Here is a 22,039-nt window from a genome sequence, read left to right on the forward strand (position 1 = left end):
GGATTGGGTCTGTTACTAGTACTTACGTACACGTTTAATAAAACTCGAAATTCCCTCTCGCCTCAACACCCCCATCGCCGACTTGGCAATATGAATTCCAATGCTCGGCGAGCAAACTCCTTGTATAATCCGCTCAATCACTGTTCTATGTTTACAGCCGACGCTGTTGGATACTGTGAGATTGCCTTGCGCGACTTCATCCTTCCACCAACTTAGGAAGCATGGCTGCACCACACTGTAAGGATCAGGAAAAGCCTTCTGCAAATCCGTCCTTGCCTGGTAAAGGCGTCTAGCTTCACGCGAAATAGTTTCACCATTATCGTACTGGCCATAATGCCAACCCGTATAACGTGCATCACCATGCCCCTCAGCAACTAAATCTTTTCCATATACATCCCAAAGCTCATGCGCCACTGTTTGGTTGGTTGCAAACTTCTTAAGCATGCCAATACCGGCGCCACTATCGTAGCTGGTAAAGTGATAGAAGCGCAATGGCACGCCCGCAACAAAGAAATCCCCAGCATTATCCTTGGAGAGACAACGATGTGCGATATTCCATGTGGCAACATTGCACCCCCGATCTCTAACAATGCCCAGTCCACTAAAGAATGCAGGAGCAAGGTCACACCAGCGTTGATCAGTAAACAAACCAGCCGGAATGTCATCACGGCAGAAAAGTCGCAGTCGCTCTGCCCACCAGCGTATAAAATCTAGGCCTTGACCAGAAGTTCTAGCTGCAAAGAAACCCAAATTATAGACACCATGTTTTAGCGCTGAAATCTCGTTATCTTGTATCGCATTAATATCGCTCTCCATATCGAGCAAATGCGGCGTTAGTAAAATCTCATATTGATCGAGCTGCGATTCAAGCGTGGACAGTGAGCTAAACACCTTAATGTCTGGATCGTTATACATGATTTTATTAACACCAGCGCGCTGCGCTAGCAATTCAGCCGCAGGCCCCTTCACCGCAGTGCATAGCTCAACAACAGCGTGACCAAACGCCCAACTCTTCCAGTTCGGGATGCCGAGTTGTTCAATTGTGAGAACCTCGTCGAACGGTTCCTGCCCGAGGTCAAAACCAACTGGAAGATCATCGGAATAGAGCAATACAAATGTCCAGTCTGGGTGAAAACGTTTAACCGACTTCGCAAGAACTCTTGCCTTAGGGAGGTAACTTTTGGTGATGGAGGTGTAGACGAGCATTATCTTTTTAATCCTTGCGCTATTTTTAGGACTGATTGAATCGCTTCCAAGATTACTTCAAGTGAAGAATCTAATGGGACAACTTTTCCAAATTTATATTGTTTAACACGGTTACCTTGAGCGCCAATATCGAATGCAACGATGGGCAACTCCATCTGCATGGCCTCAGAAATGGTATAGCTAAAAGTTTCCGGAATGATAGAGGCCATCAGAAACACGTTGATACCCTCCCTTTGCACAATGTGTGGTAATTCCTCATGCTTATACGTGCCGAGCACTCTGAGGCTAGGCTCGGTAAGCACATGGCTGCTACCGACGAGGGTAATAGGAACATTCAAGTTATGCGACGCAATAAATTCAGCCAGCTTATTGATTACCACAGAGCCTTTGGCTTCGGTAAGAGTGCCAAACATACCTATGTGCAAGGGGCCACCAAGGCCCACCGTCTGAACATGCTTAAAGGATAAGTGTTCATGCGGCACCACCCGAATCTTCGCATCATCAAAATTAAACACTCGCCTCATGATTTCTACCGAAGAGGGATCAAAAATGGTAATTGTTGATGCAATCTCAAATAAATCAACAAATGGCTGACGCCATTTAACTATGTCAACGGGCTGGTTGGCTCCCCAATGCACATACTTATTTTTGACGAGACAGGAGTTGCATACATTGACATCTTGTGGGACAGAACAATACTGATCATTATTTTCAAGCAGGTGCTGTGAAGGACAAATTACATAAAAGTCATGCACCTTGTAATCGACCGACATACCAGTTGCTCTGGCAAGGCTCACTATGTTCTCGATGACCCGATCAATCTCTGGATACATGTAGGGCGAGTTGACGATGATGACCTCGGCACCGACTCCGGCAAGGGCTTCAAAAAGAGCATCTGTACTTGCTTCTACGAAAATCATGCCATCGTCGGCGGCAATCCACTCGACAAACCAAGCGTGATTCGCATAATAAATTCGCAGAACAGTTGAACCTTCAGCGATAATCGCATTGATTAAATCACGGCTATATCGGTTTGCTCCTCCACCAATATTATGGTCGAAAATAATACGAATCGCTATCAATGAGGAGGGCAGGACAGACAACAGCTCGGAAAGCGGAACAGCGCCAGGATGAGTTGGAGAAAGCATGCGCACAGGCAAGAAAGATTGATGACTAAACCCGCCGATACTTGCAAAATAGGGAAGGATTCTCTCAATAGCGTGCGCCAGCGTGCTGTCGTCCTGACCAGCTTCGAAATCAAACTCCTCAATGCCGAATTTCATGCGGATGAAAGGCTCGATTGCATTACCACGGAACCACAACATGAAACCAGCTGGAAAGTCTGTCGTGTCTATATTTTCAATCTCTGCATCATCACGCCCCGCTCTTCGTAGAAGCGTGCTCATGGCCGCAGCATTTCCGCCAATGCGCATGAATGGAATGACGGGATGATAGGTCTGAGGGTACAGGATACCGAGTTGCTTTTCTCTCGCGAAGCGGTCAAGAATGGCAGCGACAAGGCGTGGATTGCCGAGCAGCGATTGCATCAAGTAGCGGCGCCAGCCCCGCAGATTGGGGTTGTGCGGGGAGCGTTTGGTGTGGATGTGGAGCACGATCTCATGACGGGTGAGCGTTTCACCTAGCTCTACAAGCATTGGGCCGATGTCGCGTCCACGATTTGGCACGACACGAATGTCAAGTGCGAGGACGTTCAACATACCGGCTAAAGTGGTTTTGATGCTAGCCGCCTTGTCGGCCGTGTCAGTCGTCACGTAGAGATTAAAGGGGACCGGGATATTCTCTAGATAATGCCGGATTTCCGGCGCAAGTTCCGAGTAGTAAATATGCGCATGGACGGCGACGTCCTGAATCGTCAGCGCATTTGCTGAGTCGATCTCCTCCAGCGGGAGAATGTAGTGAGGGTGATGAAGAGGCGTCAGAGTCGAGGAATTCAATCGCCTTGCTTCGTGCAACCCGATAGTCTTACGCAGGCCACCGAGGCCCCCGAGGCCCCCTTTAGCCAGAGTCTCATAAACCCGCACAGCTAGGCGGTGAATGCCTGCTGCGCCACTATGTCTCTGTCGGTAACTCTGGAATAGTTTCCATATCCGAATCACCCTCCTGCCCCACGCCCCCACCTTGCGCAATGGCGATGTGATTCGCCAAGAAGTAGACGAAAATATCTCTTCGATAGGAGAGCTTCGTTCACAAATGGCTTGATTCAGGCTGGCAATTTGCCCTTCCCTGCCTGACACTGTTTCTCTAAGGTACTTTATCTTCGCCCAGCACTCAGCCACCTCTTTTTTGAGTTCTTTAATCTGCCAATCCTCATAAGATAGAGGCTCCGGGATAAAAAAATCTCCATTTTTCTTGATACCCCCAAAGCTATGCTGAGATGCCTGCACGCTTAATGAAATCACTCGTTCTATAGCATGAGCCATAGTGCCATCAAGTTGCCCCGCTTCTGGCTCAAAGTCATCATTGGTAAGATTAAAATCCAAAAGAGGGATTAATGCCGAGGAGCGCGCAAAAAACATGGTGCCTGCTGCGTATGTAAGTTGATTCAGTGTTGTATTATCAACTTTGAGTTTCTCAGCAAAGTGCAAAGTTCTCGCAGAATTCGCCTCAAAATAATGTTGTATTGGAACGATACAATCTTCTGGAACCAGGATGCCTAGTTTAGGATTTTTTTTTAAATAATTAAGCGCGCGACTAATGGATTGATCGGTAAGTAGCGCGTCAAGCAAACCCCTTAGCCAAGCTTGACCATCCTCACGGTGAGGTGATTTTTTTGTATGCACTTTAATAAGTATTGCATACCCGTCAGCTATTATTATGGGTATGACTGAGAGAAATGGGAGGATGTCACGCCCACGATTTTCAACAGGTAGTAAAAAATAATCGTGGCCAGCAGCTGCTAAACGCTTCTGGATACGCTCTTCATTATCTTGTGGACATGTCACATAGAGCTTATGTTTGACGAGATTTATACGGTCAAGGCAACCAAGTATTTCTTCAAAAACATCTTCATAAAAAACATGAATAACAATCGCTATTGGATCCACTTGATCCATCGATATTTTTCGTATGTTAGACACAGACCTTCCACCCATCATTTTTTTGAAAACTTCCATATCCATTGCGGTATTTGCCAAGGATGCAACAGATAATAACCCAGCCGAAAGCTCTTAGATTGGCGTATATCAACAGCATCTGCTCTGGATTGAATTAAATCCTTATTGATGCTGATGATCTGCTCGTCGCGATCGGCAAGTAATGCTCGGCCATTCGCTGCATGTATCTCACTGTTCACCACTTCTTGATTGATTAACATCTCAGCCATTGGCGATGAGTACTCTAGCGAAAGAGCTGACGCAGTTGCGGTATGCGCGAGTACCTCATATGGATACTGTGGCTTGTGGAGTAATAACAGCACCAAGTCATCGGCTGTTTTTATTTGCGGTAGATTTTGCTTGGATATAATTTCTTCAAATTTTGAACTGGACTCTATTGGAATGAGTAGCACCCCTGTTTCTTGAGCCGCACCAAAAATATTCTCAGCTTTACCCGCGTAATTGTGCTGGTTATATGCAGGGCTTAGCACACCATAAACTTTGTAATTTTGCTCTTGACCCCACTTGATGAGTGGCACACTAGCTTCTAGCGAGTTGCATTCCGCAAATATAATGGAGCGGCATCGTGCAACTGTTTTTTTAGCGCCATTTAGTACCTCAAGCTCCATTCCCTCCACATCGATTTTTATAAAATCCAATCGATCAAGCATATAAGCATCGAGAGTAGTAATGGCAACCTTTTCTCCCGAATCATCTTTGCCCTCAGTTGGCTTAAGGGTTAATGCGCCAAAGTTGTCACCTGTTTCGATATGTTGTGATTGAACTGTAACTGTCTTTTCAGTAGAGCCCAATGCAGAGTTGATTACGCGTATATTTGCGATAGGTGACAGCCTCGCATTTTCAATCAAAACAGCGCCTGTAGCCTGACGAGGCTCGAAGGCCAACACCTTTCCAGTAGCACCAACAAGTGCCGAGAAAGCGCGTGCATGGGTACCAATAAACGCCCCAGCATCAACAACCACTGAGCCCGGTTGTATAAAATATGCTAGCAGGTCAATTTCGTGTTGCGCCCACTCGCCATATAGACGAAGTGAGCCTGAAATCACGCTATCAGTATCAATAATATTGAACTCGCCATAACGAGTGGATATTAGACTCATGCTGTAGCTTCCTGTGCTTACGGGAAAAATTCCATCGTTATATCCGAATTTAGTAGCCCACCTATACCATGCACAACTGGGCCAGATATTGATTCAATTTTTACCGTATCGTGCATCCAGTGATGCTGAATATGCTCATCACCCATGCCTTCAGCTATGGCGACATTGATTGTATATTGACCGCGAAGCAGGAGCGGCATTGTAAAATGGAATATTGTGTCGATTCTCTCACCCGCTTCGAATGCAAGCTGATGATGACGAAACGTTTTATCAGTCCCTTCCGTGTAAAGATATTGCCCGAGTCGGTCTTTTACCATTAGCCCGACCGCTGGATATAAAACAGGCTGATTTGCACGCACGCTAACAATAAAACAAACCGGCTGCCCACCAATTACTGTAGTGAGTCGATTCCTGTCCTCATCAAAAAAACCGGCATCAATAATCGTGACGCCACCTTTACCGAAGTGTTCAGCGTCAGCACGAAAATCCGATACTGCATATGCATTGATTTCTGGAGCAGCTCCCTTTAGAACTTTATGCGTCCTAGCGTTTTCTCGCTGCGATGACTGGGCATGTAGAGAACGCTGTTGTTCAACTTGCTCGTGTCGCGTTGGATCGTCATAAATTTGATTTAAGTAGTCTTTACACAACGCTTCAGCAGAACCGGTGATTGCCCTGCGTTGACCACCTGCGAATAACATCACAGCAGACTGGCAAATATTAATCATCGTGGCCATGTCATGACTAACCAAGAGAAGAGTACCGCCATTCATTTGGAATTGACGTATAAAGCGCATGCACTTTTGTGTAAAAAAAGTATCCCCAACTGCCAATGCCTCATCCACCACCAAAATATCCGCATCCACATGTGCAATTACGGCAAAAGCTAAGCGCACATACATGCCGCTGGAATAGGTTTTAACGGGTTGCTCGATGAAGTCGCCAATATCGGCAAAGGCGATAATGTCATCAAAGCGCGCTTCGGTTTCTTCTCTACTCAAACCGATTATGGCGGCATTCATATAAACGTTTTCGCGCCCAGTGAATTCTGGATTAAAGCCTGAGCCTAACTCCAGTAATGCTGCGATGCGACCATTGGTTTGAATGCTGCCGCTGGTGGGATTAAGCGTGCCACAGATCATTTGCAGCAAGGTGGATTTGCCGCTGCCGTTACGCCCGATGATGCCGACAGTTTCGCCTTTTTTGATCTCGAAAGACACATCTTTTAGGGCCCAAAATTCGCGGAAATATTGTTTGGGCTGTTTCCCGGCAAGCCGCTGCAAACGCGGATAAATTGACTGCTTTAACCGATCATGCGGCTGCTCGTAAATCTGGTAGCACTTGGAGAGGTTGCTGACCTTGATGGCAATATCAGAGGACATCGGCAAATCCTTTACGTGTCTTCTGGAACCATGCAAAACCCAGCCAGGCGATTAATGCTGCCACTAGCAGATAGACCGTAAGCATGGATATATCTGGCACTTTTCCCCAGAACAGTACGTCACGTGCCTGTTCGATTGCGGGGGTGAGGGGGTTTAATAGCAGCAGGTGGCGGTACTTTTCTGGTAGCGCGCTGGCGGGGTAAAAAATGGGCGAAAGAAACATCAGCACCGTGGTGAGGATGCCGATGAACTGGGAGACGTCGCGCAGATAGACGCCCAACGATGCCAGCCCCCAGGTTAGCCCCATGATAAACAGCATCAGCGGCAAGATGACCAGTGGCAACAGCAATACGGTGATGTGCGGCACACCAAAAAGAATAAGGTAAGCGATGAGCCAAACGCCAAGATTAATCAGGGCATGGAACATGGCCGACCCCAAGGCAACCCAGGGGAGTATCTCCAGGGGGAACACTACTTTTTTGACGTAGTTGACGTTGGCTAGAATCAAGCCCGGTGCACGATTGAAGCATTCTGCAAACAAGTTGAACACGATCAGCCCGGCAAAAAGTATTAGGGCAAATTCAGTTTTTGAATCGCTACCGCCACTCCAGCGCGCCTTGAACACCACGCTGAAGACAAAGGTGTAAACCACCAGCATGAATACGGGGTTGAAAAACGGCCAGAGGATGCCCATGACCGAGCCACGGTAGCGCCCGATGACTTCGCGCTGTACCAGCGCCTTTACCAGGCCACGGTTGCGCCATAAGCTGGCGACCATTTCTTTGGGGGAGATGGAAAAGTTTTGCATCAGACAAAGACCTCTGCTGTTTTAAAGGCCGTACCCTGTGCGTCTTTGCCCGACAGGGCTGGGGTGTCCTGCACAGGCCAATCAATGGCCAAGCTTGCGTCATTCCAGACAATGCAGCGCTCAAACTGGGGGGCGTAGTAGTCGGTGGTTTTGTACAGAAACTCGGCGGTATCTGACAGCACCACAAAGCCATGAGCAAAGCCTTGCGGCACCCAGAGCTGGCGTTTGTTGTCTGCCGACAAGATTTCGCCCACCCATTGGCCAAAGGTGGGGGACGATTTGCGGATGTCTACCGCTACATCAAACACCTCGCCCTGCACCACGCGCACGAGCTTGCCCTGCGGCTGCTGGATTTGGTAATGCAGACCGCGCAGCACGCCCTTGGCGGAGCGGGAGTGATTGTCTTGCACAAAGGTAACCGGCTTGCCGATGGCGGCTTCAAACTGGGCCTGGTTGAAGCTCTCATAAAAAAAACCGCGGTCGTCGCCGAATACTTTGGATTCAAACAAGACAACGTCGGGGATGGCGAGGGGGGTGGCTTTCATCAGAACACTTGCTCCTTGAGCACACGTAACAGGTATTGCCCATAGCCGTTTTTGCTCAGCGGCTGCGCGAGCTTTTCAAGTTGGGCGGCATCGATCCAGTGTTGCCGGTAGGCGATTTCTTCCGGACAGGCGACTTTGAGGCCTTGGCGGTTTTCCAGGGTGGCGATGAACTGGCTGGCCTCGAGCAGGGATTCGTGGGTGCCGGTGTCCAGCCAGGCATAGCCTCGGCCCATAATTTCGACATTAAGTTTGTTTTGTTCTAAATACATGCTGTTGAGATCGGTAATTTCGATCTCGCCTCTGGCCGATGGTTTGATTGCTTTGGCAAGTTCAACCACCTGCTGGTCGTAAAAATACAGGCCGGTAACGGCGTAGTTAGATTTAGGTTGCAGGGGCTTTTCTTCAAGAGTCAGCACTTTACCATCAGCATCAAACTCTGCTACGCCGTAGCGCTCTGGGTCATGCACGTGGTAGGCAAATACGCTTGCACCGTCGGTGCGGGCGGTGGCGTTGGCCAGAAGCTGGTGGAAGTCGTGGCCATGAAAAATGTTGTCGCCCAGCACCAGCGCAGAGGGGCTGTTGCCGATGAACTGCTCGCCAATGATGAAGGCTTGGGCCAGTCCATCCGGGTTGGGCTGCACGGCGTACTGCAGGTTCATGCCCCACTGGCTGCCATCGCCCAGCAGCTGCGCAAAACGCGGCGTGTCTTGTGGGGTGCTGATGATGAGCACATCCCGAATACCCGCCAGCATGAGGGTGCTGAGTGGGTAGTAGATCATGGGCTTGTCGTACACCGGCAGCAACTGCTTGCTGATAGCGAGTGTGGCCGGGTGCAGGCGGCTGCCGGAGCCACCGGCCAGGATGATGCCTTTGCGTTGGGTCATAGTTTGAGTCATAGGGCGCGATCTGCGTAGTTCTTTTCAACCCATTCGCGGTAGGTGCCGGCTTGAACGTTGGCTACCCAGCTCTGGTTTTCCAGATACCACTCAACGGTTTTGCGAATGCCGGTATCGAAGGTTTCTGCTGGCTGCCAGCCAAGTTCACGCTCTATCTTGCTCGCGTCAATGGCGTAGCGGCGATCATGGCCGGGTCGGTCGGTCACGTAGGTGATTTTCTCACGGTAGCTATTACCGTCGGCTCGGGCGCTGAGTTCATCGAGCAGTGCGCAAACGGTATGGACGATTTCGAGGTTAGGCTTTTCGTTACAGCCGCCGATGTTGTAAATCTCGCCAACCTTTCCCGCCTCGAGTACGCGGCGAATGGCGCTGCAATGGTCTTTGACGTAGAGCCAGTCGCGGATCTGCTGTCCATCACCGTATACGGGCAGAGACTTGCCGGCGAGCGCATTAACGATCATCAGCGGGATGAGCTTTTCCGGGAAGTGATAGGGGCCGTAGTTGTTGGAGCAGTTGGTGGTGAGCACCGGCAGGCCGTAGGTGTGGTGGTAGGCGCGCACCAAGTGGTCGCTCGCAGCCTTGCTGGCCGAGTACGGGCTGTTGGGCTCGTAGCGGTTGCCTTCGGTGAAGGCGGGGTCGTCTTTTGCGAGGGAGCCGTAAACTTCGTCAGTGGATACATGCAGAAAGCGGAAGCTGGTTTTGGCCGTGCCCTCTAACCCATTCCAATAAGCGCGGACAGATTCCAGCAAGTGGAAGGTGCCGACGATGTTGGTCTGGATGAAGTCTTCTGGGCCGTGAATGCTGCGGTCGACGTGAGATTCGGCTGCAAAGTTGATGATGGCGCGGGGTTTGTGTTCGGCAAGAAGGCTGGATACCAGCGTAGCATCGCCGATGTCGCCACGTATGAAGATGTGACGTGAGTCGCCTTGCAGGCTAGCGAGATTCTCGAGATTGCCGGCGTAGGTGAGTTTGTCGAGATTGATGACGGGCTCATCGGACTGATTCAACCAGTCGAGAACGAAGTTGCTGCCAATAAATCCGGCACCGCCAGTAACCAATATGCTCAAGAAGCCACCTCTTCACAGAACGTGAGGTGGGGGATGCTTTGAATAGAACGAGACTTGTTTGAATGGCCCAGAAGAATCTGGGCGTGTTGTTGCAAAGCTACCGCACTCTGATGATTCTTATCAGAACCAGAGTTACTTTTCGCTGAACAAGTTGTATCTACCGCAATCGAGACCTTTTTGAGTTGATTCACCAACCCACCTCCACCAAAAAAAATTCCCCGGCAACACACTCAGACCCGCCATTTGGCGGGCTGGATTGCGGGGGGAGGGGGTACATTGCAGCCTCCCTGAGAAGCTACCGACACCCTGCACTTACTTAAAATTATCTTACCTATTGTAACCTTTGATGGCGTTTACAGGTAATTTTTATTACGTGCGGATAAACGCAAAAAAGCCCCCTGGCTCACTCGCGAGCATCGATGGATGCCGGGTGAGCCAGGAGGCTGTGTGGTTGGGTGTTGCCGGATGGCTTAACGGTCGAGGCCTCGCCATTTGTCGACGCTGCGCGCGCCGGTGTAGCCGAGGTAACCTGCACCGAACAGCCACCACAAGCTTTCGGGCACGGCGCCCAGCAGCTTGTTGAGGTTTTCCGCTGCCTGAAACACCTGCTGCGGCCACCAGATGCCGATGATGCTGCCAAGCACGCACAACAGTATGACGCCGTAGATCACATACAAAAAAGTGGGCCGGGCGCGGCTAGTCCACGGGTCTGCCGAGTTGGCTTCGGCCAGAATTGCGGACAGGGTGACTTGCATTTCCTGCAACGCTTGCTGCCCTTCCGCCTGAAGCAAGGCTAACTTGGCCTGTTCGCGTTGGGCTGGGTCGGGAATAATGCGGTCGATGAGTTTGGCACCGGCTTCTAGCAAGCCGGGAAACAGCGACGAGACGAACGGGGTTATTGCGGGCATCACTGGGTACCTCCGAATAGTTTGATTTTGACGATAGTGCCGGCCAGCAGCACCAGGCCGGTGACCCGCATCTTGTGCTACGACTTCGCAATCATTGGCAATTCCCTGATCGGAATTTTGGCCGTCACCCATTGAAATGGCAGCAGTTCTTCACAACGAAAGGCTGCCATGTCAATTTTCGAACACCGTCTCACTCAACGCCCCCACAAGGGTCAAGTCATTCCCCGGCATCCGCACCTCGAGATCGCCGAATTGCTGGCCACGGCCATATTGCGGTCGCGTTCATACGCGACTCCCGGCGACACCTTCAGCGCAGATATTGAAACTTCTGCCGAAGCGCAGAAGATAAGACTTGGCTTCTCTGGCGACCAGAGCGTTCATACGAACCCGTCTCAACCAGAAGGAGTTTTTGTATGACAGCGCACGCAACCACCACAACCCCCATCGCCGCTCAACTGGCGCAATTACCCACGCTTTCCATGGAAAATCTCTGGGCGCTGTGGGACGATTTTTTTGATCGTCGCCCGGGCAACCATCACCGCACCTATCTGGAAAATCGCATCGCCTACAAGCTTCAAGAGCGCGCCTTCGGCGGCTTGTCTGGTGCCCTGCGGCGCAAATTGGAAAAGATTGGCGAGACGGGTGAAGTTCCCAACCAAAAACGCCGTAGTGAAAATCAGCTCGCTGTCGGCACCACCTTGGTCCGCGAATACAACGGGATCGAGCACAGAGTTGTCATCAAGGAAGATGGGCGGTTCGAGTACCAGGGGCGCCCCTACAAAAGTCTGTCGGGCATTGCCAAGGCGATTACCGGCACCCAATGGTCTGGCCCCGTGTTTTTTGGGATCAAACCATCGGCTACAAGAAAAGGGAGCCGAACATGAAAAACCCAACCACTGGCCAACCCAGCCTGACCCCAAAACGACGCTGTGCCATCTACACCCGCAAGTCCACCGATGAGGGTTTGGACCAGGAATACAACAGCCTGGAGGCCCAGCGCGACTCCGGGTTGGCATTCATTGCCAGCCAGCGGCACGAGGGCTGGATCGCCATCGACGATGGCTACGATGACGGCGGGTTTTCTGGTGGCAACACCAACCGCCCGGCCTTAAAGCGCCTGCTGGCCGACGTGGAGGACGGCAAGGTTGATGTCATCGTGGTCTACAAAATCGACAGACTATCGCGCTCACTCTCGGACTTTGCTCAAATCGTCGATCTGTTTGACGCGCATGGCGTGACCTTCGTCTCTGTCACCCAGCAGTTCAACACGACAACCAGCATGGGGCGCTTGATGCTCAACGTGCTGCTGTCCTTTGCGCAGTTCGAGCGCGAGGTGACCGGTGAACGCATTCGCGACAAGATTGCCGCGAGCAAGGCCAAGGGGATGTGGATGGGCGGCGTGCCGCCGCTGGGCTATGACGTAAAAGACCGCAAGTTGGTGATCAACGAGCCGGAGGCTGAACTGGTCAGAGACATATTTTCGCGTTATGCGGAACACGGCTCGGCGGCTCGGCTGGTGCGGGAGCTTGAAATTGAAGGGCACACCACCAAGTCGTGGCAGACCCAGTCCGGGTCTTACCACCATGGCCGCACCATCGATCAGCAATTTCTCTTTGTGCTGCTGCGCAACCGGCTCTACCTCGGCGAGATCACGCACAAAGGGCAAGTCTTTGCGGGGCAGCACCAGGGGATTGTGAATCAGCAACTCTGGGATGCTGCGCACGTCATCATTGCCGAGCGTAAGCGTGGAACGCGCGACCGCCACAACGAATCCCCTGCGTTGTTGGCCGGCCTGCTCTACGCACCGGATGGTCAGCGCATGTTACCGACCTACACCCAGAAGAAAAACGGCAAGCGATATCACTACTACGTGCCCTATTTGGAAAAACGGCAGACTGCGGGGGCCACCAAGAAGCCTGGCGTGGGCGGCATGGGCGCGTTACCTGCGGGGGAAATTGAAGCCACCGTGCTGGCGCAGGTACACCGCGTTTTGCAGAAGCCGGAGATGGTCATCGGCATCTGGCGCGCAAGCCTGTCACTCAAGGAACGGGCTGAGCTGGATGAACCGACGGTGGTGGTGGCCATGCGCCAGATCAGCACCGTTTGGGCGCAACTGTTCCCAACGGAGCAGCACCGCCTCATGCGCTTGTTGATCGAGCGTGTCCAACTGCATCACGATGGCTTGGATATTGTGTGGCGGGAAGACAGTTGGCATCGCTTCCGCCGCGAACTGGAGCAGCACCCCTTCGTTGCCGAGCAACGGGCAGCCATCGAAGAAAAGAAAAACGAAACGGTATGGGAGGCAAGCGCATGAGCCCCGAGAATTTGATGCGGAGGAGCGTGGAGGTAAAGCCGTCGGGCGCGCCACGTCAATACGAGGACGCAGGGCGCTCGGTGACATTTGTGCCGCTAACCATCAAGCGTCGGCATACCGCGAAGCTGCTGCTACCGCCACCGGGCTGCGAAGACGCCAGGATCACCGCCTCACTAGATTTGCCAATGATCCGTACTCTGGGAAAAGCGTTTTACTGGCAGAAGCTGCTCGACTCAGGTCAGGTGGCCAATGCCACCGAACTTGCCCGCCAACTCAAACTGGAACCCGGCTGGGTGGCCGAAGTGCTTCGCCTGACGCGACTGGCACCGGATATCGCGCAGGCTATCGTCGATGGTCGGCAGCCACGACATCTGAATTTGCACGCTGTGCGCGGGCGGCAGGCCGAGGTGCCGGTGAGTTGGGTGGCGCAAAGAGTGATTTTTGGATTCACCGCGCCACATGGCCAGACAAGCCTTGAGAAATTTCCCGAACCTTCGCCTCGTAATACTCCAGCGCCATCTGAGCCAGCTCGTGAGGAAGGCGGCTTTTAACTGGGCTCCCCATATGATTTTCCGGTGGCGAATACGTTACCCCTCGACTTGTCACCGAAATCACTTCAAGCCGATCTGGGTGGAATTTGATCTCCAGATCGCCGTCATACACAAGGTTATCGACTTGTCCCGGGCCATTGAAAATCCCCTTGTGAATGCGACCGCCGCCCGGGCCACCGGTAATTGTTAGGCTACCTGACCGGTTGACCACGATCTCTTGAATCGTATGCTCGTCGGTGTTTCTTGCCTGTACGAGATAGCGCAGCAGGTCGTCTTCTTTGCGCCACCGATTTACCTCACTCAAATGCCGTTGAGCTCCGCCGTCAGCATGGAGCCCCTTTTCCAGCTTGTTCCATGCGCGGTCAAGATAGTGCAGGAAGTCCTTCCAGGATTTTTCATAGCCGACCATGTCGGCGGCAGATTGCATCCGCAGGAGCGCCTCACGCGCCCAGGCAAGTTCGTTCACGTCCATCACACACCCCCTAATCATTTTCGATGGCATCAATACTACTGGCATGTATGCTTTGCACACCATTGCCACCGTCGAACCGTATCCGACGAAGAAGCCGTAACTCGTTGTCAGCAAAGGCGTTCTGCGTGTGCTAAAACAGCACGGTTCTCCACTATTTTTTGAGAACAGAGAGCAGAGAAGAATCGAACGGCTCAAGAAACGGGCCGGAATGGTGGGGTAACTCTATGGGGGCGGCACACGCAGAATGGCGTGGAACCCCACGTGGCTTGGGGGAAGGCCAGAAACGACAAAGCCGACTGAGAACAGTCGGCTTTGGAAATTGGTGGCCCGGGGCGGAATCGAACCACCGACACAAGGATTTTCAATCCTCTGCTCTACCGACTGAGCTACCAGGCCATTTAAGACTGTCTATTATACGCAAACTGCCAGTTGTGCTGTGTAAATGTGTCCGACTGTGTTTCCACCCTGTAGTTATCAGCTTCTTTACTGTGTGGAGCGCTGGACGATACTGCCTTTACCGCACCTGCTGTACGGTGTTCGTTTAGTTAAATTGGGATTTTTTTAAGATCCGCCTGAATAGTTGCTCCGTACTGATCGCTTAATCCAATGATAGAACGAAGTGGAACGTGCTCTTTTTCAGAAAACCAGATCTCAAAGGTTGCAGTATCGTCTTTCGATACTGTTTTGTAATAGCGAATTGCTTTTACTTTAGTGCCACCGAAGGGGAACTCCCAAGCTTCGCCGCGCACCAAGGTGTAATTTCTGAGAGAACGCCCATCTGTTACTTGTAAAACAATTGATTTGCTGGGTAAATCACGCCCAATAAATTGGTATCCTACCGTCAACATATCAAGTACGCCTCCAGAATAAGGCGCCAGTCCCATTGGCGGAGTTCGTGATGATACTTTGTAAAAGTTAATGCTATTTTTCGGGGCCTCTACTTTTGCTATGAGCAAATCAGTATTGCCGCGCTTTTCTTGATAGGTATTAGTTTGCAAACCATTTGCGTTCACTGAACCAACGGAATCTCTAATCAAGGTCTGACCGCCCAGAGCAGTCGACATACCCGCCAGTAGCATTCCTTTTGAGCTAATGTGATATCTCGCACCGTCTATTTTTACTTGGTCAGAAACCACTGCAACTGACATTGAACCATTGGCGATTTTATAGACAGCCTCGTAAGCACTTGGCTCTTCTTTGGTCTTTGCCAAATAGGCGGCTCGCTTATTTGCATCTACAGTGACCTTAAGATCATATTCAAACTGGGCATTAATAGGGCTAGCTTGCGCAAGTGCATTCACACTTACAAATACCGCACAAATTAATAATAAAAAACTAATTATCTTTGGCTTGTGAGTTTTAAGGCATGATCCCATTGTTTTCATATAGTTTTATTTGAGTAGAAGAGGGGCTTATATTTCATTAGTCACAGCGTATTGCTGCGATCTAAAGAAAATTTTGGCATTTCCCCGCTCAATATATGACAATAGGGCCTGGAAAATCTTCCACCCCTTGGAATAGCCACATTGATCAAAGGTCGGAAAGCCAAACTATTACTAAAGCACTAACTGAAAAATAAAATAGGCAAATGAACCAAAAAAAGTTCTTTTTCTTAAATCTTATGCAGTGCATTATTGCCTCCCGTACAGGCTTTTAATGGTTGCACCAACAAATGCAATGAGCATAAAGATCGCCAACATAACGGCTATATTGACTTTTACTTTAGTTTTTTCTGGTGACATTACTTTTAAGGGCTCCACTGTTGAAAAAAGGAGTCCGCTATTACCAATAAATTCTTTTTGGGCTTGTATTTGTATGCTTTTAACGGCAACTAAAAGTCCGCCCAACTCACTCCATATTCTATCTATTTGCTGTTGGTATTCTAATTTAAATTGCTGACTCATCACTCCGCTGCTTATCTTTGCTCTTGACAAGAGCCTCTCGTTTTTTCTAATCTGCTCTATAAGTTTAATACTTTCATTTTCAGCAGTCATTCGCCGTAATACTAATTCCTGTCTAAACTGTGCATCTTTAGAACTCTGCACTACATCAATTATTTTATTTACAGCATCACCACTCAACTGAACGTTTGAAGTATTGTTATCCTGCTGATAGCGCCCTCTATCAGAATTCAAGCTGCCATTTATTTGCTCTCTTCCTTGAGACGTTTGTCCTGCGTAATCCAGAAGACTTTGGCGATAGCCCTTAGCTTCCTGCGTAAGTGCATCCTGCTTATCCTTTAAGGATTCAATATTTTTTACAGCAACATCAATATCCGTTTTTGTGGCGGGTACATTAGCCACAACAATTGACTCTAGTTTTTCAATACCGTACTTACTTAATTCTTTCAGTCGAATTAATACGCCCGTAAGATTTAAGTCTGTTTTTGAATCTCTCAAGCTATTACTGTTTGGATCGATAATCATCTTCTCAATTGTGTTGCCTAAGGCAAAGGTTACATAATTTAAATATGAGAGCATTTCATAGGGTGCTACATCCTTCATCGCTGGATTCAATAATTCCGTATTTGAAAGTGAGCCCCTCAAGGCCCCTAACTTTTCCTTCGATTGCTTTGACCAATTTTGAACAACGTCGTTTAGTACTTTTGAGACTGTTCCGTTATCTAACTTACTGCTCGTACTTAGGGTAATTTGCACATTTTGCTTGGCTGCTGCATTAATTTCTTGCTTATAGTTTGCTTCAATTGATTCAATATCGGCTCGGCTTAAATTTTTCTGACTTAAAAGTGTCTTGTATTTTTTATCTGCACTTTCGAATGTCTGGGAATAGGGCTCAACGGATAAGCCACTCAAAAAGTCATTCAAGGAGATGCCCTTATCGCCTAAACTATTTTCCTTCCAAGCCGTCTCCACCGAACCACCAGAAAGAATATCGCTGGGATTTAATGGATTACCGTTTGGATACTTCCCATCAGCAGCTTGTGGAAAGTTATAGGCAATAACTATTGAAAAGTGATTTGTAGGGCTTATTAAGAAAAAATAAATAAGGGCGCATAGCAACCACCCAAGCACCCCTATTATTGCGAACTTTAAAAAAATACCCTTGTTCAAGGCAAGTTTTTGAATTATTTTTCCTAAGTCAATAGATTGCTCTTCGCTGATAAGACCATCAATACTCTTGTTTTCCACTTTTTTTACCCACTTTTAGCAAGTAAGCACTCTCCCATTAATATAGAATTAGCACAACCGTAATCAATGCTTATAAAATACATATGTATATAACATTTATATTAAATAGTACTTTTACTAAAATATTTTCTGCTAACATTTATTAAATGTTGCTATTATTTAAATTAAATGTCAAATGTAGATGCTTTAACCGCCCTTCAAAAAGCTAACGAACTTCGCAATTGGTGCAGAGAAAATTTTCCTTTTTACGAATCTACTATTGCAACTGATTTAGTTTTTTTCTTAGCAATTGAATTTGTCGAAGGAAAACCGTTAACAGTTAAGAGATTTTTTACATCGACTGGGCACTCTTACACCGCTGTCCGACAGCATTACAGAAATTTATTTTCCGATGGATGGTTGGCACACACTTTAGATGGTAGTGACAAGCGCATCATGTACATAGTCCCCACTACGAAGTTTATGAAAATAATCGATTCGTATTCACAAGCAATGAATTCATTGTTTTATCCTCACCCTTCAATAGCTTGCACCGGTACACCTCAATAAGATAACCGCTGCATGTGGCATGAAATCTCTACTCATGTTGTCAATGCATCATTAATTTTTACTTGACGAATGCATTGTATTTTTCTGCGACGTTTTTTGCTCCAAAACTTTACTTCAACGCGCCTTAAGTACCACTTAAGTGATTTATTTATTGAGCACTCTAGTTATTTTTAGTGCGCGTGACGCACAGAGGTCATTAAGGGAAAAACGCTCATGTTTAATTCTTCCAATATTGAAAAATAAATGTTTGGCTCTTTATTAGTCCGACTCAGCCTCAAGGCCCAAAGTAAATGCACCGCCTCACTGCTCTACATAGATAAGTTTTAATGGTCTGATAGTGCAATGGTGCAACTCATCCCTGAAGCAACTTAACCGCCTCTCGAATGAGAAAGGCGCGGTACCCCATGTAAAGCGCTACTATACAAAATCCAATCAAAAATAATCTCGGAATAACAGCACCCTCAAGCACTAGCTCTGAATTTAGCAAACCAATGGCAACCGCTAAAAAGAAGATGGCGCCCAAAATCAATACCGCCCAATTTTCAGAGTGTTGAGTTTGTTGAGTTTCATTTATGTAAGCTAAAACTTGTAATGTTCTATCTTTGGTTTGGCCAACCACCCTCACTACATCTCCATTCTGAATTGCCATAGGACTAGAAAATTGGGCCTCAATTAGATGCTCGTTAAGCTCAAATTTAGAAACAAAAAAACGCTTGTAGTACACCGAAGAATGATCATGGGTAGGCTTTTCTGGATTAACGTATTCCAGCACCGAGTTATCGAGCTTTCCAACCATGCCAGATAGGGTTACAAGCGATGCATACGGAAATTGACTTGGTTTAACGGCGGACATCAACATAGCTCCCAAAAGAACAAGGTCCAGTATAAGCAAAAGGGAGGTGACTGGCTTTTTCATATTTGATCGCTATTTAGAATATTCCGCCAGTAGTGCATAGGCCAGCTGATCGCGTCTAGATTATGAAATTAATTGCCTGTTGTAAATTGAGCCCGTGCCACATGCAGTTTTTTATAGCTATCAATCAGTCGATGATGTCTATCAAGGCCCTCAAGTTTCATGCTGGTAGGCGTTAAGCCATGAAAGCGAACACTGCCGTCCATTGAGCCAATCACTGCATCCATTTTCTCATCGCCGAACATGCGCCGAAAGTTCAGAATGTAATCATCGAGCTGTAAATCTATATCTAGCGAAATCTCAAGAACGGCATTGACAGCCTGATAAAACAATTTTCGCTCTACCGTGTTGTCGTTATATTGAAGGAAGGCGCCTACTAACTCATGGGCTTCATCTAATCTGCGTAAGGCAAGATTAATTAGTAACTTAAGCTCTAAAACCGTTAGCTGCCCCCAGGGCGTATTTTCATCAAACTCGACGCCAATCAATGTAGCAATATCACCATACTCATCTAGTTCATTATTTTCTAAGCGCTCAAGTAGGCTGCTTAAACTCACGTCATCTAGGGAGGATAAATTTAAAATGTCTGCTCGGAATAACAAGGCCTTATTCGTGTTATCCCAAATAAGATCCTCTATTGGATACACCTCAGAATAGCCCGGCACTAAAATCCGACAGGCTATTGCCCCAAGCTGATCATATACAGCCACATAGGCTTCTTTACCCATAGAATTGAGAATGCCAAATAAAGTTGCTGCCTCTTGTGCATTCGACTCACCACCCTGGCTAGAAAAGTCCCACTCTACAAATTTATAATCTGGTTTTGAGCTAAAGAAGTGCCAAGAAACAATCCCGCTTGAGTCAATAAAATGCTCAACAAAATTATTTGGCTCGGTCACTGCCTCACTTGAAAAGGTTGGAGGGGGCAAGTCATTGAGGCCCTCCAAGCTACGCCCCTGAAGTAGCTCTGTCAAACTCCGCTCTAACGCCACAGCCAAACTCGGATGCGCGCCAAAGGAGGCAAACACACCACCCGTACGGGGGTTCATTAAAGTGACGCACATGACCGGGTAAATGCCGCCCAACGATGCATCCTTCACTAGCACCGGAAAGCCTTGCTCCTCTAGGGCCTGTATACCAGCCAAAACATCAGGATACTTAGCCAACACTTCGAGTGGAACCTCTGGTAATGCAATTTCATTCTCCAGAATTTCTCGTTTTACTGCCCGCTCAAAAATCTCTGATAAGCATTGCACCTGCGCTTCCGCCAGAGTATTGCCAGCACTCATACCATTACTGACATACAAGTTTTCAATCAGGTTTGATGGAAAATAAACCGTCCCACCATCAGACTGACGTATGTATGGCAACGAGCAAATGCCCCGCTGCACATTGCCTGAATTAGTATCAATCAAATGGGAGCCGCGCAAATCACCATCAGGATTAAAGATACTAAGACAGTGCTCATCTAGAATTTCTGTCGGCAGAGTATCGTTAGCGCCCGGCTGAAACCAGCGCTCGTTTGGATAATGCACGAATGTTCCGCTAGCGATATCCTCTCCCCAGAATGCACCTGCATAGAAATGGTTATTACTCAGTCGCTCGATATACTCACCTAAAGCAGATGCCAATGCGCTTTCTTTGGTTGAGCCCTTACCATTGGTAAAGCACATCGGTGAATGGGCATCACGAATATGTAATGACCAAACATTGGGAATAATGTTGCGCCACGAGGCAATCTCAATTTTTATACCTAGGTTTGCCAACACCAAAGACATCTGGGTAATCGTTTCCTCTAAGGGGAGATCTTTACCTGGAATATAAGTGAGTCCCTCGGAGGCTGGTTTCAAAGCCAACAAAGACTGCGCATCTGCATCTAAGTTTTTTACTTCTTCAATGACAAACTCTGGTCCTGCCTGCACTACCTTTTTAACAGTGCAACGCTCAATGGAGCGCAATATGCCCTTACGATCATTGGCGGATATATTTTCAGGTAATTCAACTTGGATTTTGAAAATCTGTTGGTAGCGGTTTTCAGGGTCAACAATGTTGCTCTGTGAAAGGCGAATGTTCTCGGTGGAGATCTTACGAGTATCGCAATAGAGTTTTACAAAATAGGCAGCGCATAGGGCAGATGAAGCTAAAAAATAATCGAATGGGCCTGGGGCCGAGCCATCGCCTTTGTATCGAATAGGCTGGTCTGCAATTACGGTGAAGTCGTCAAACTTTGCCTCAAGACGCTGCTTATCAAGAAAGTTGACCTTAATTTCCATGAGAGTAATCCGATAATGATGTAGACATGATTATCCTCTGGAACGGCCCCACTTAAACTGCATCGATACTTTAAGCAAACGGCGTGTTATTGCTCACCCTTATTGCGAGACGTATCGATACCTAAGGCCTTGAGCTTACGATAGAGATGGGTTCTTTCGAGACCCGTGTATTCAGAAATTCTGGTCATACTGCCGCCCATAATGATCATCTGATGCTCAAAATAGGCTTTCTCGAAAAGATCCCTGGCCTCTCTAAGCGGTAAATCAAAATAGGTTTTTGCAATACCACTGATGTATTCGCCAGCTGATGCTGCTAGAGGCTGCTCAAGAGTAGATGCTTTTGGGCTGCTACCTGCAGAAAGGGATGGCTGGGATGCCTTGTCTTCTGGTGGCTCGACATACTTAGGTGAACTCTCTAAGGCTTTATTAACCGTCTTGAGTAGCTTTTGTAGTGCGATGGGCTTTTCTAAAAAATTAAGGGCGCCAATACGGGTTGCCTCAACTGCTGTATCGATGGTGGCATGACCAGACATCATCACAACCGGCATCGTAAGTTGACCCGTCTTAGACCACTCCTTTAATAAGGTAATGCCATCAACATCAGGCATCCAAATGTCGAGTAAGACTAAATCCGGCCGCATTTGCTCACGAATAGTGCGCGCCTGCATTGCATTCTCTGCAGCGTACACAGTATGGCCCTCATCCGACAGAATTTCATTCAGAAGTTCGCGGATCCCCATCTCATCATCGACCACTAAAATACACGCCATAC

Annotated in this window: 20 protein-coding genes and 1 tRNA gene; 5 read left to right on the forward strand and 16 right to left on the reverse strand. The window is 48.4% G+C overall.

Annotation, left to right across the window (positions count from 1 at the left end; genetic code table 11):
* Positions 1-15: 15 nt before the first annotated feature.
* The 9 genes from QUD86_RS09325 to QUD86_RS09365 form a co-directional block, all read right to left on the reverse strand.
* Positions 16-1,206: a hypothetical protein gene (locus QUD86_RS09325; protein ID WP_286296951.1), complete on the reverse strand. Its 1,191-nt coding sequence runs from the start codon at positions 1,204-1,206 to the stop codon at positions 16-18.
* The gene (locus tag QUD86_RS09330) at positions 1,206-4,280 is read right to left on the reverse strand and encodes a rhamnan synthesis F family protein (RefSeq protein WP_353506532.1); all 3,075 of its coding nucleotides are present in this window, start codon (positions 4,278-4,280) and stop codon (positions 1,206-1,208) included. Before QUD86_RS09330 ends, QUD86_RS09325 begins: the two co-directional genes overlap by 1 nt.
* Before the next feature lie 38 nt (positions 4,281-4,318).
* On the reverse strand, positions 4,319-5,440 hold the full coding sequence (locus QUD86_RS09335; protein ID WP_286296953.1) for an FkbM family methyltransferase: 1,122 nt from the start codon (positions 5,438-5,440) through the stop codon (positions 4,319-4,321).
* A gap of 17 nt (positions 5,441-5,457) precedes the next feature.
* Entirely contained in the window at positions 5,458-6,822 is a 1,365-nt protein-coding gene (locus QUD86_RS09340; RefSeq protein ID WP_286296955.1) for an ABC transporter ATP-binding protein, read from the reverse strand.
* Positions 6,812-7,630, reverse strand: a complete 819-nt coding sequence (locus tag QUD86_RS09345; RefSeq protein ID WP_286296957.1) for an ABC transporter permease — start codon at positions 7,628-7,630, stop codon at positions 6,812-6,814. The genes QUD86_RS09340 and QUD86_RS09345 overlap by 11 nt, the downstream gene beginning before the upstream one ends.
* The gene (gene rfbC / locus QUD86_RS09350) at positions 7,630-8,175 is read right to left on the reverse strand and encodes a dTDP-4-dehydrorhamnose 3,5-epimerase (RefSeq protein WP_286296959.1); all 546 of its coding nucleotides are present in this window, start codon (positions 8,173-8,175) and stop codon (positions 7,630-7,632) included. Before rfbC ends, QUD86_RS09345 begins: the two co-directional genes overlap by 1 nt.
* Positions 8,175-9,059, reverse strand: coding sequence for a glucose-1-phosphate thymidylyltransferase RfbA (rfbA, locus tag QUD86_RS09355; RefSeq protein ID WP_286296960.1), 885 nt, complete (start codon positions 9,057-9,059; stop codon positions 8,175-8,177). Before rfbA ends, rfbC begins: the two co-directional genes overlap by 1 nt.
* Positions 9,060-9,067: 8 nt before the next feature.
* A complete protein-coding gene (gene rfbB, locus QUD86_RS09360) occupies positions 9,068-10,138 on the reverse strand; it encodes a dTDP-glucose 4,6-dehydratase (RefSeq protein WP_286296961.1) in 1,071 nt (356 codons plus the stop codon).
* 470 nt (positions 10,139-10,608) lie between these two features.
* Positions 10,609-11,046 carry a holin family protein gene (locus tag QUD86_RS09365; RefSeq protein ID WP_286296962.1) on the reverse strand — a complete coding sequence of 146 codons (438 nt, stop codon included), beginning with the start codon at positions 11,044-11,046 and terminating at the stop codon, positions 10,609-10,611.
* A 168-nt stretch (positions 11,047-11,214) separates the two neighbouring features.
* On the opposite strand from QUD86_RS09365, the gene QUD86_RS09370 reads away from it, so the two are divergent.
* Genes QUD86_RS09370 through QUD86_RS09385 form a run of 4 tightly spaced genes read left to right on the forward strand, consistent with a single transcriptional unit; the run spans position 11,215 to position 13,838 of the window.
* The gene (locus QUD86_RS09370) at positions 11,215-11,463 is read left to right on the forward strand and encodes a hypothetical protein (protein ID WP_286296963.1); all 249 of its coding nucleotides are present in this window, start codon (positions 11,215-11,217) and stop codon (positions 11,461-11,463) included.
* Complete coding sequence (locus QUD86_RS09375) at positions 11,460-11,930, forward strand: DUF2924 domain-containing protein (protein ID WP_286296964.1); 471 nt, start codon at positions 11,460-11,462, stop codon at positions 11,928-11,930. The genes QUD86_RS09370 and QUD86_RS09375 overlap by 4 nt, the downstream gene beginning before the upstream one ends.
* Positions 11,927-13,360: a recombinase family protein gene (locus QUD86_RS09380; RefSeq protein WP_286296966.1), complete on the forward strand. Its 1,434-nt coding sequence runs from the start codon at positions 11,927-11,929 to the stop codon at positions 13,358-13,360. Before QUD86_RS09375 ends, QUD86_RS09380 begins: the two co-directional genes overlap by 4 nt.
* Complete coding sequence (locus QUD86_RS09385; RefSeq protein WP_286296967.1) at positions 13,296-13,838, forward strand: hypothetical protein; 543 nt, start codon at positions 13,296-13,298, stop codon at positions 13,836-13,838. The genes QUD86_RS09380 and QUD86_RS09385 overlap by 65 nt, the downstream gene beginning before the upstream one ends.
* On the opposite strand, the gene QUD86_RS09390 is transcribed toward QUD86_RS09385, so the two are convergent.
* The 4 genes from QUD86_RS09390 to QUD86_RS09405 form a co-directional block, all read right to left on the reverse strand.
* Entirely contained in the window at positions 13,808-14,383 is a 576-nt protein-coding gene (locus QUD86_RS09390) for a hypothetical protein (protein ID WP_286296969.1), read from the reverse strand. The genes QUD86_RS09385 and QUD86_RS09390 overlap by 31 nt on opposite strands.
* Positions 14,384-14,703: 320 nt before the next feature.
* Positions 14,704-14,779: transfer RNA gene (locus tag QUD86_RS09395), tRNA-Phe, on the reverse strand.
* Between the two features lie 149 nt (positions 14,780-14,928).
* Complete coding sequence (locus QUD86_RS09400) at positions 14,929-15,768, reverse strand: DUF3108 domain-containing protein (protein WP_286296971.1); 840 nt, start codon at positions 15,766-15,768, stop codon at positions 14,929-14,931.
* Between the two features lie 246 nt (positions 15,769-16,014).
* On the reverse strand, positions 16,015-17,532 hold the full coding sequence (locus QUD86_RS09405; RefSeq protein ID WP_286296973.1) for a hypothetical protein: 1,518 nt from the start codon (positions 17,530-17,532) through the stop codon (positions 16,015-16,017).
* A gap of 168 nt (positions 17,533-17,700) precedes the next feature.
* Between QUD86_RS09405 and QUD86_RS09410 the strand changes: the two genes are divergently transcribed.
* Positions 17,701-18,081 carry a hypothetical protein gene (locus tag QUD86_RS09410; RefSeq protein ID WP_286296974.1) on the forward strand — a complete coding sequence of 127 codons (381 nt, stop codon included), beginning with the start codon at positions 17,701-17,703 and terminating at the stop codon, positions 18,079-18,081.
* A gap of 352 nt (positions 18,082-18,433) precedes the next feature.
* Here QUD86_RS09410 and QUD86_RS09415 read toward each other — a convergent pair whose 3' ends face one another.
* The 3 genes from QUD86_RS09415 to QUD86_RS09425 all read right to left on the reverse strand — a co-directional run bounded on the left by QUD86_RS09415 (position 18,434) and on the right by QUD86_RS09425 (position 22,037).
* The gene (locus tag QUD86_RS09415) at positions 18,434-18,934 is read right to left on the reverse strand and encodes a hypothetical protein (protein ID WP_286296978.1); all 501 of its coding nucleotides are present in this window, start codon (positions 18,932-18,934) and stop codon (positions 18,434-18,436) included.
* A gap of 131 nt (positions 18,935-19,065) precedes the next feature.
* On the reverse strand, positions 19,066-21,267 hold the full coding sequence (locus QUD86_RS09420) for an OsmC domain/YcaO domain-containing protein (RefSeq protein WP_286296980.1): 2,202 nt from the start codon (positions 21,265-21,267) through the stop codon (positions 19,066-19,068).
* A gap of 86 nt (positions 21,268-21,353) precedes the next feature.
* The gene (locus QUD86_RS09425) at positions 21,354-22,037 is read right to left on the reverse strand and encodes a response regulator (protein ID WP_286296982.1); all 684 of its coding nucleotides are present in this window, start codon (positions 22,035-22,037) and stop codon (positions 21,354-21,356) included.
* Between the last annotated feature and the right edge of the window lie 2 nt (positions 22,038-22,039).

The organism is Polynucleobacter sp. TUM22923 (assembly GCF_030295705.1).
GTDB lineage: Bacteria > Pseudomonadota > Gammaproteobacteria > Burkholderiales > Burkholderiaceae > Polynucleobacter.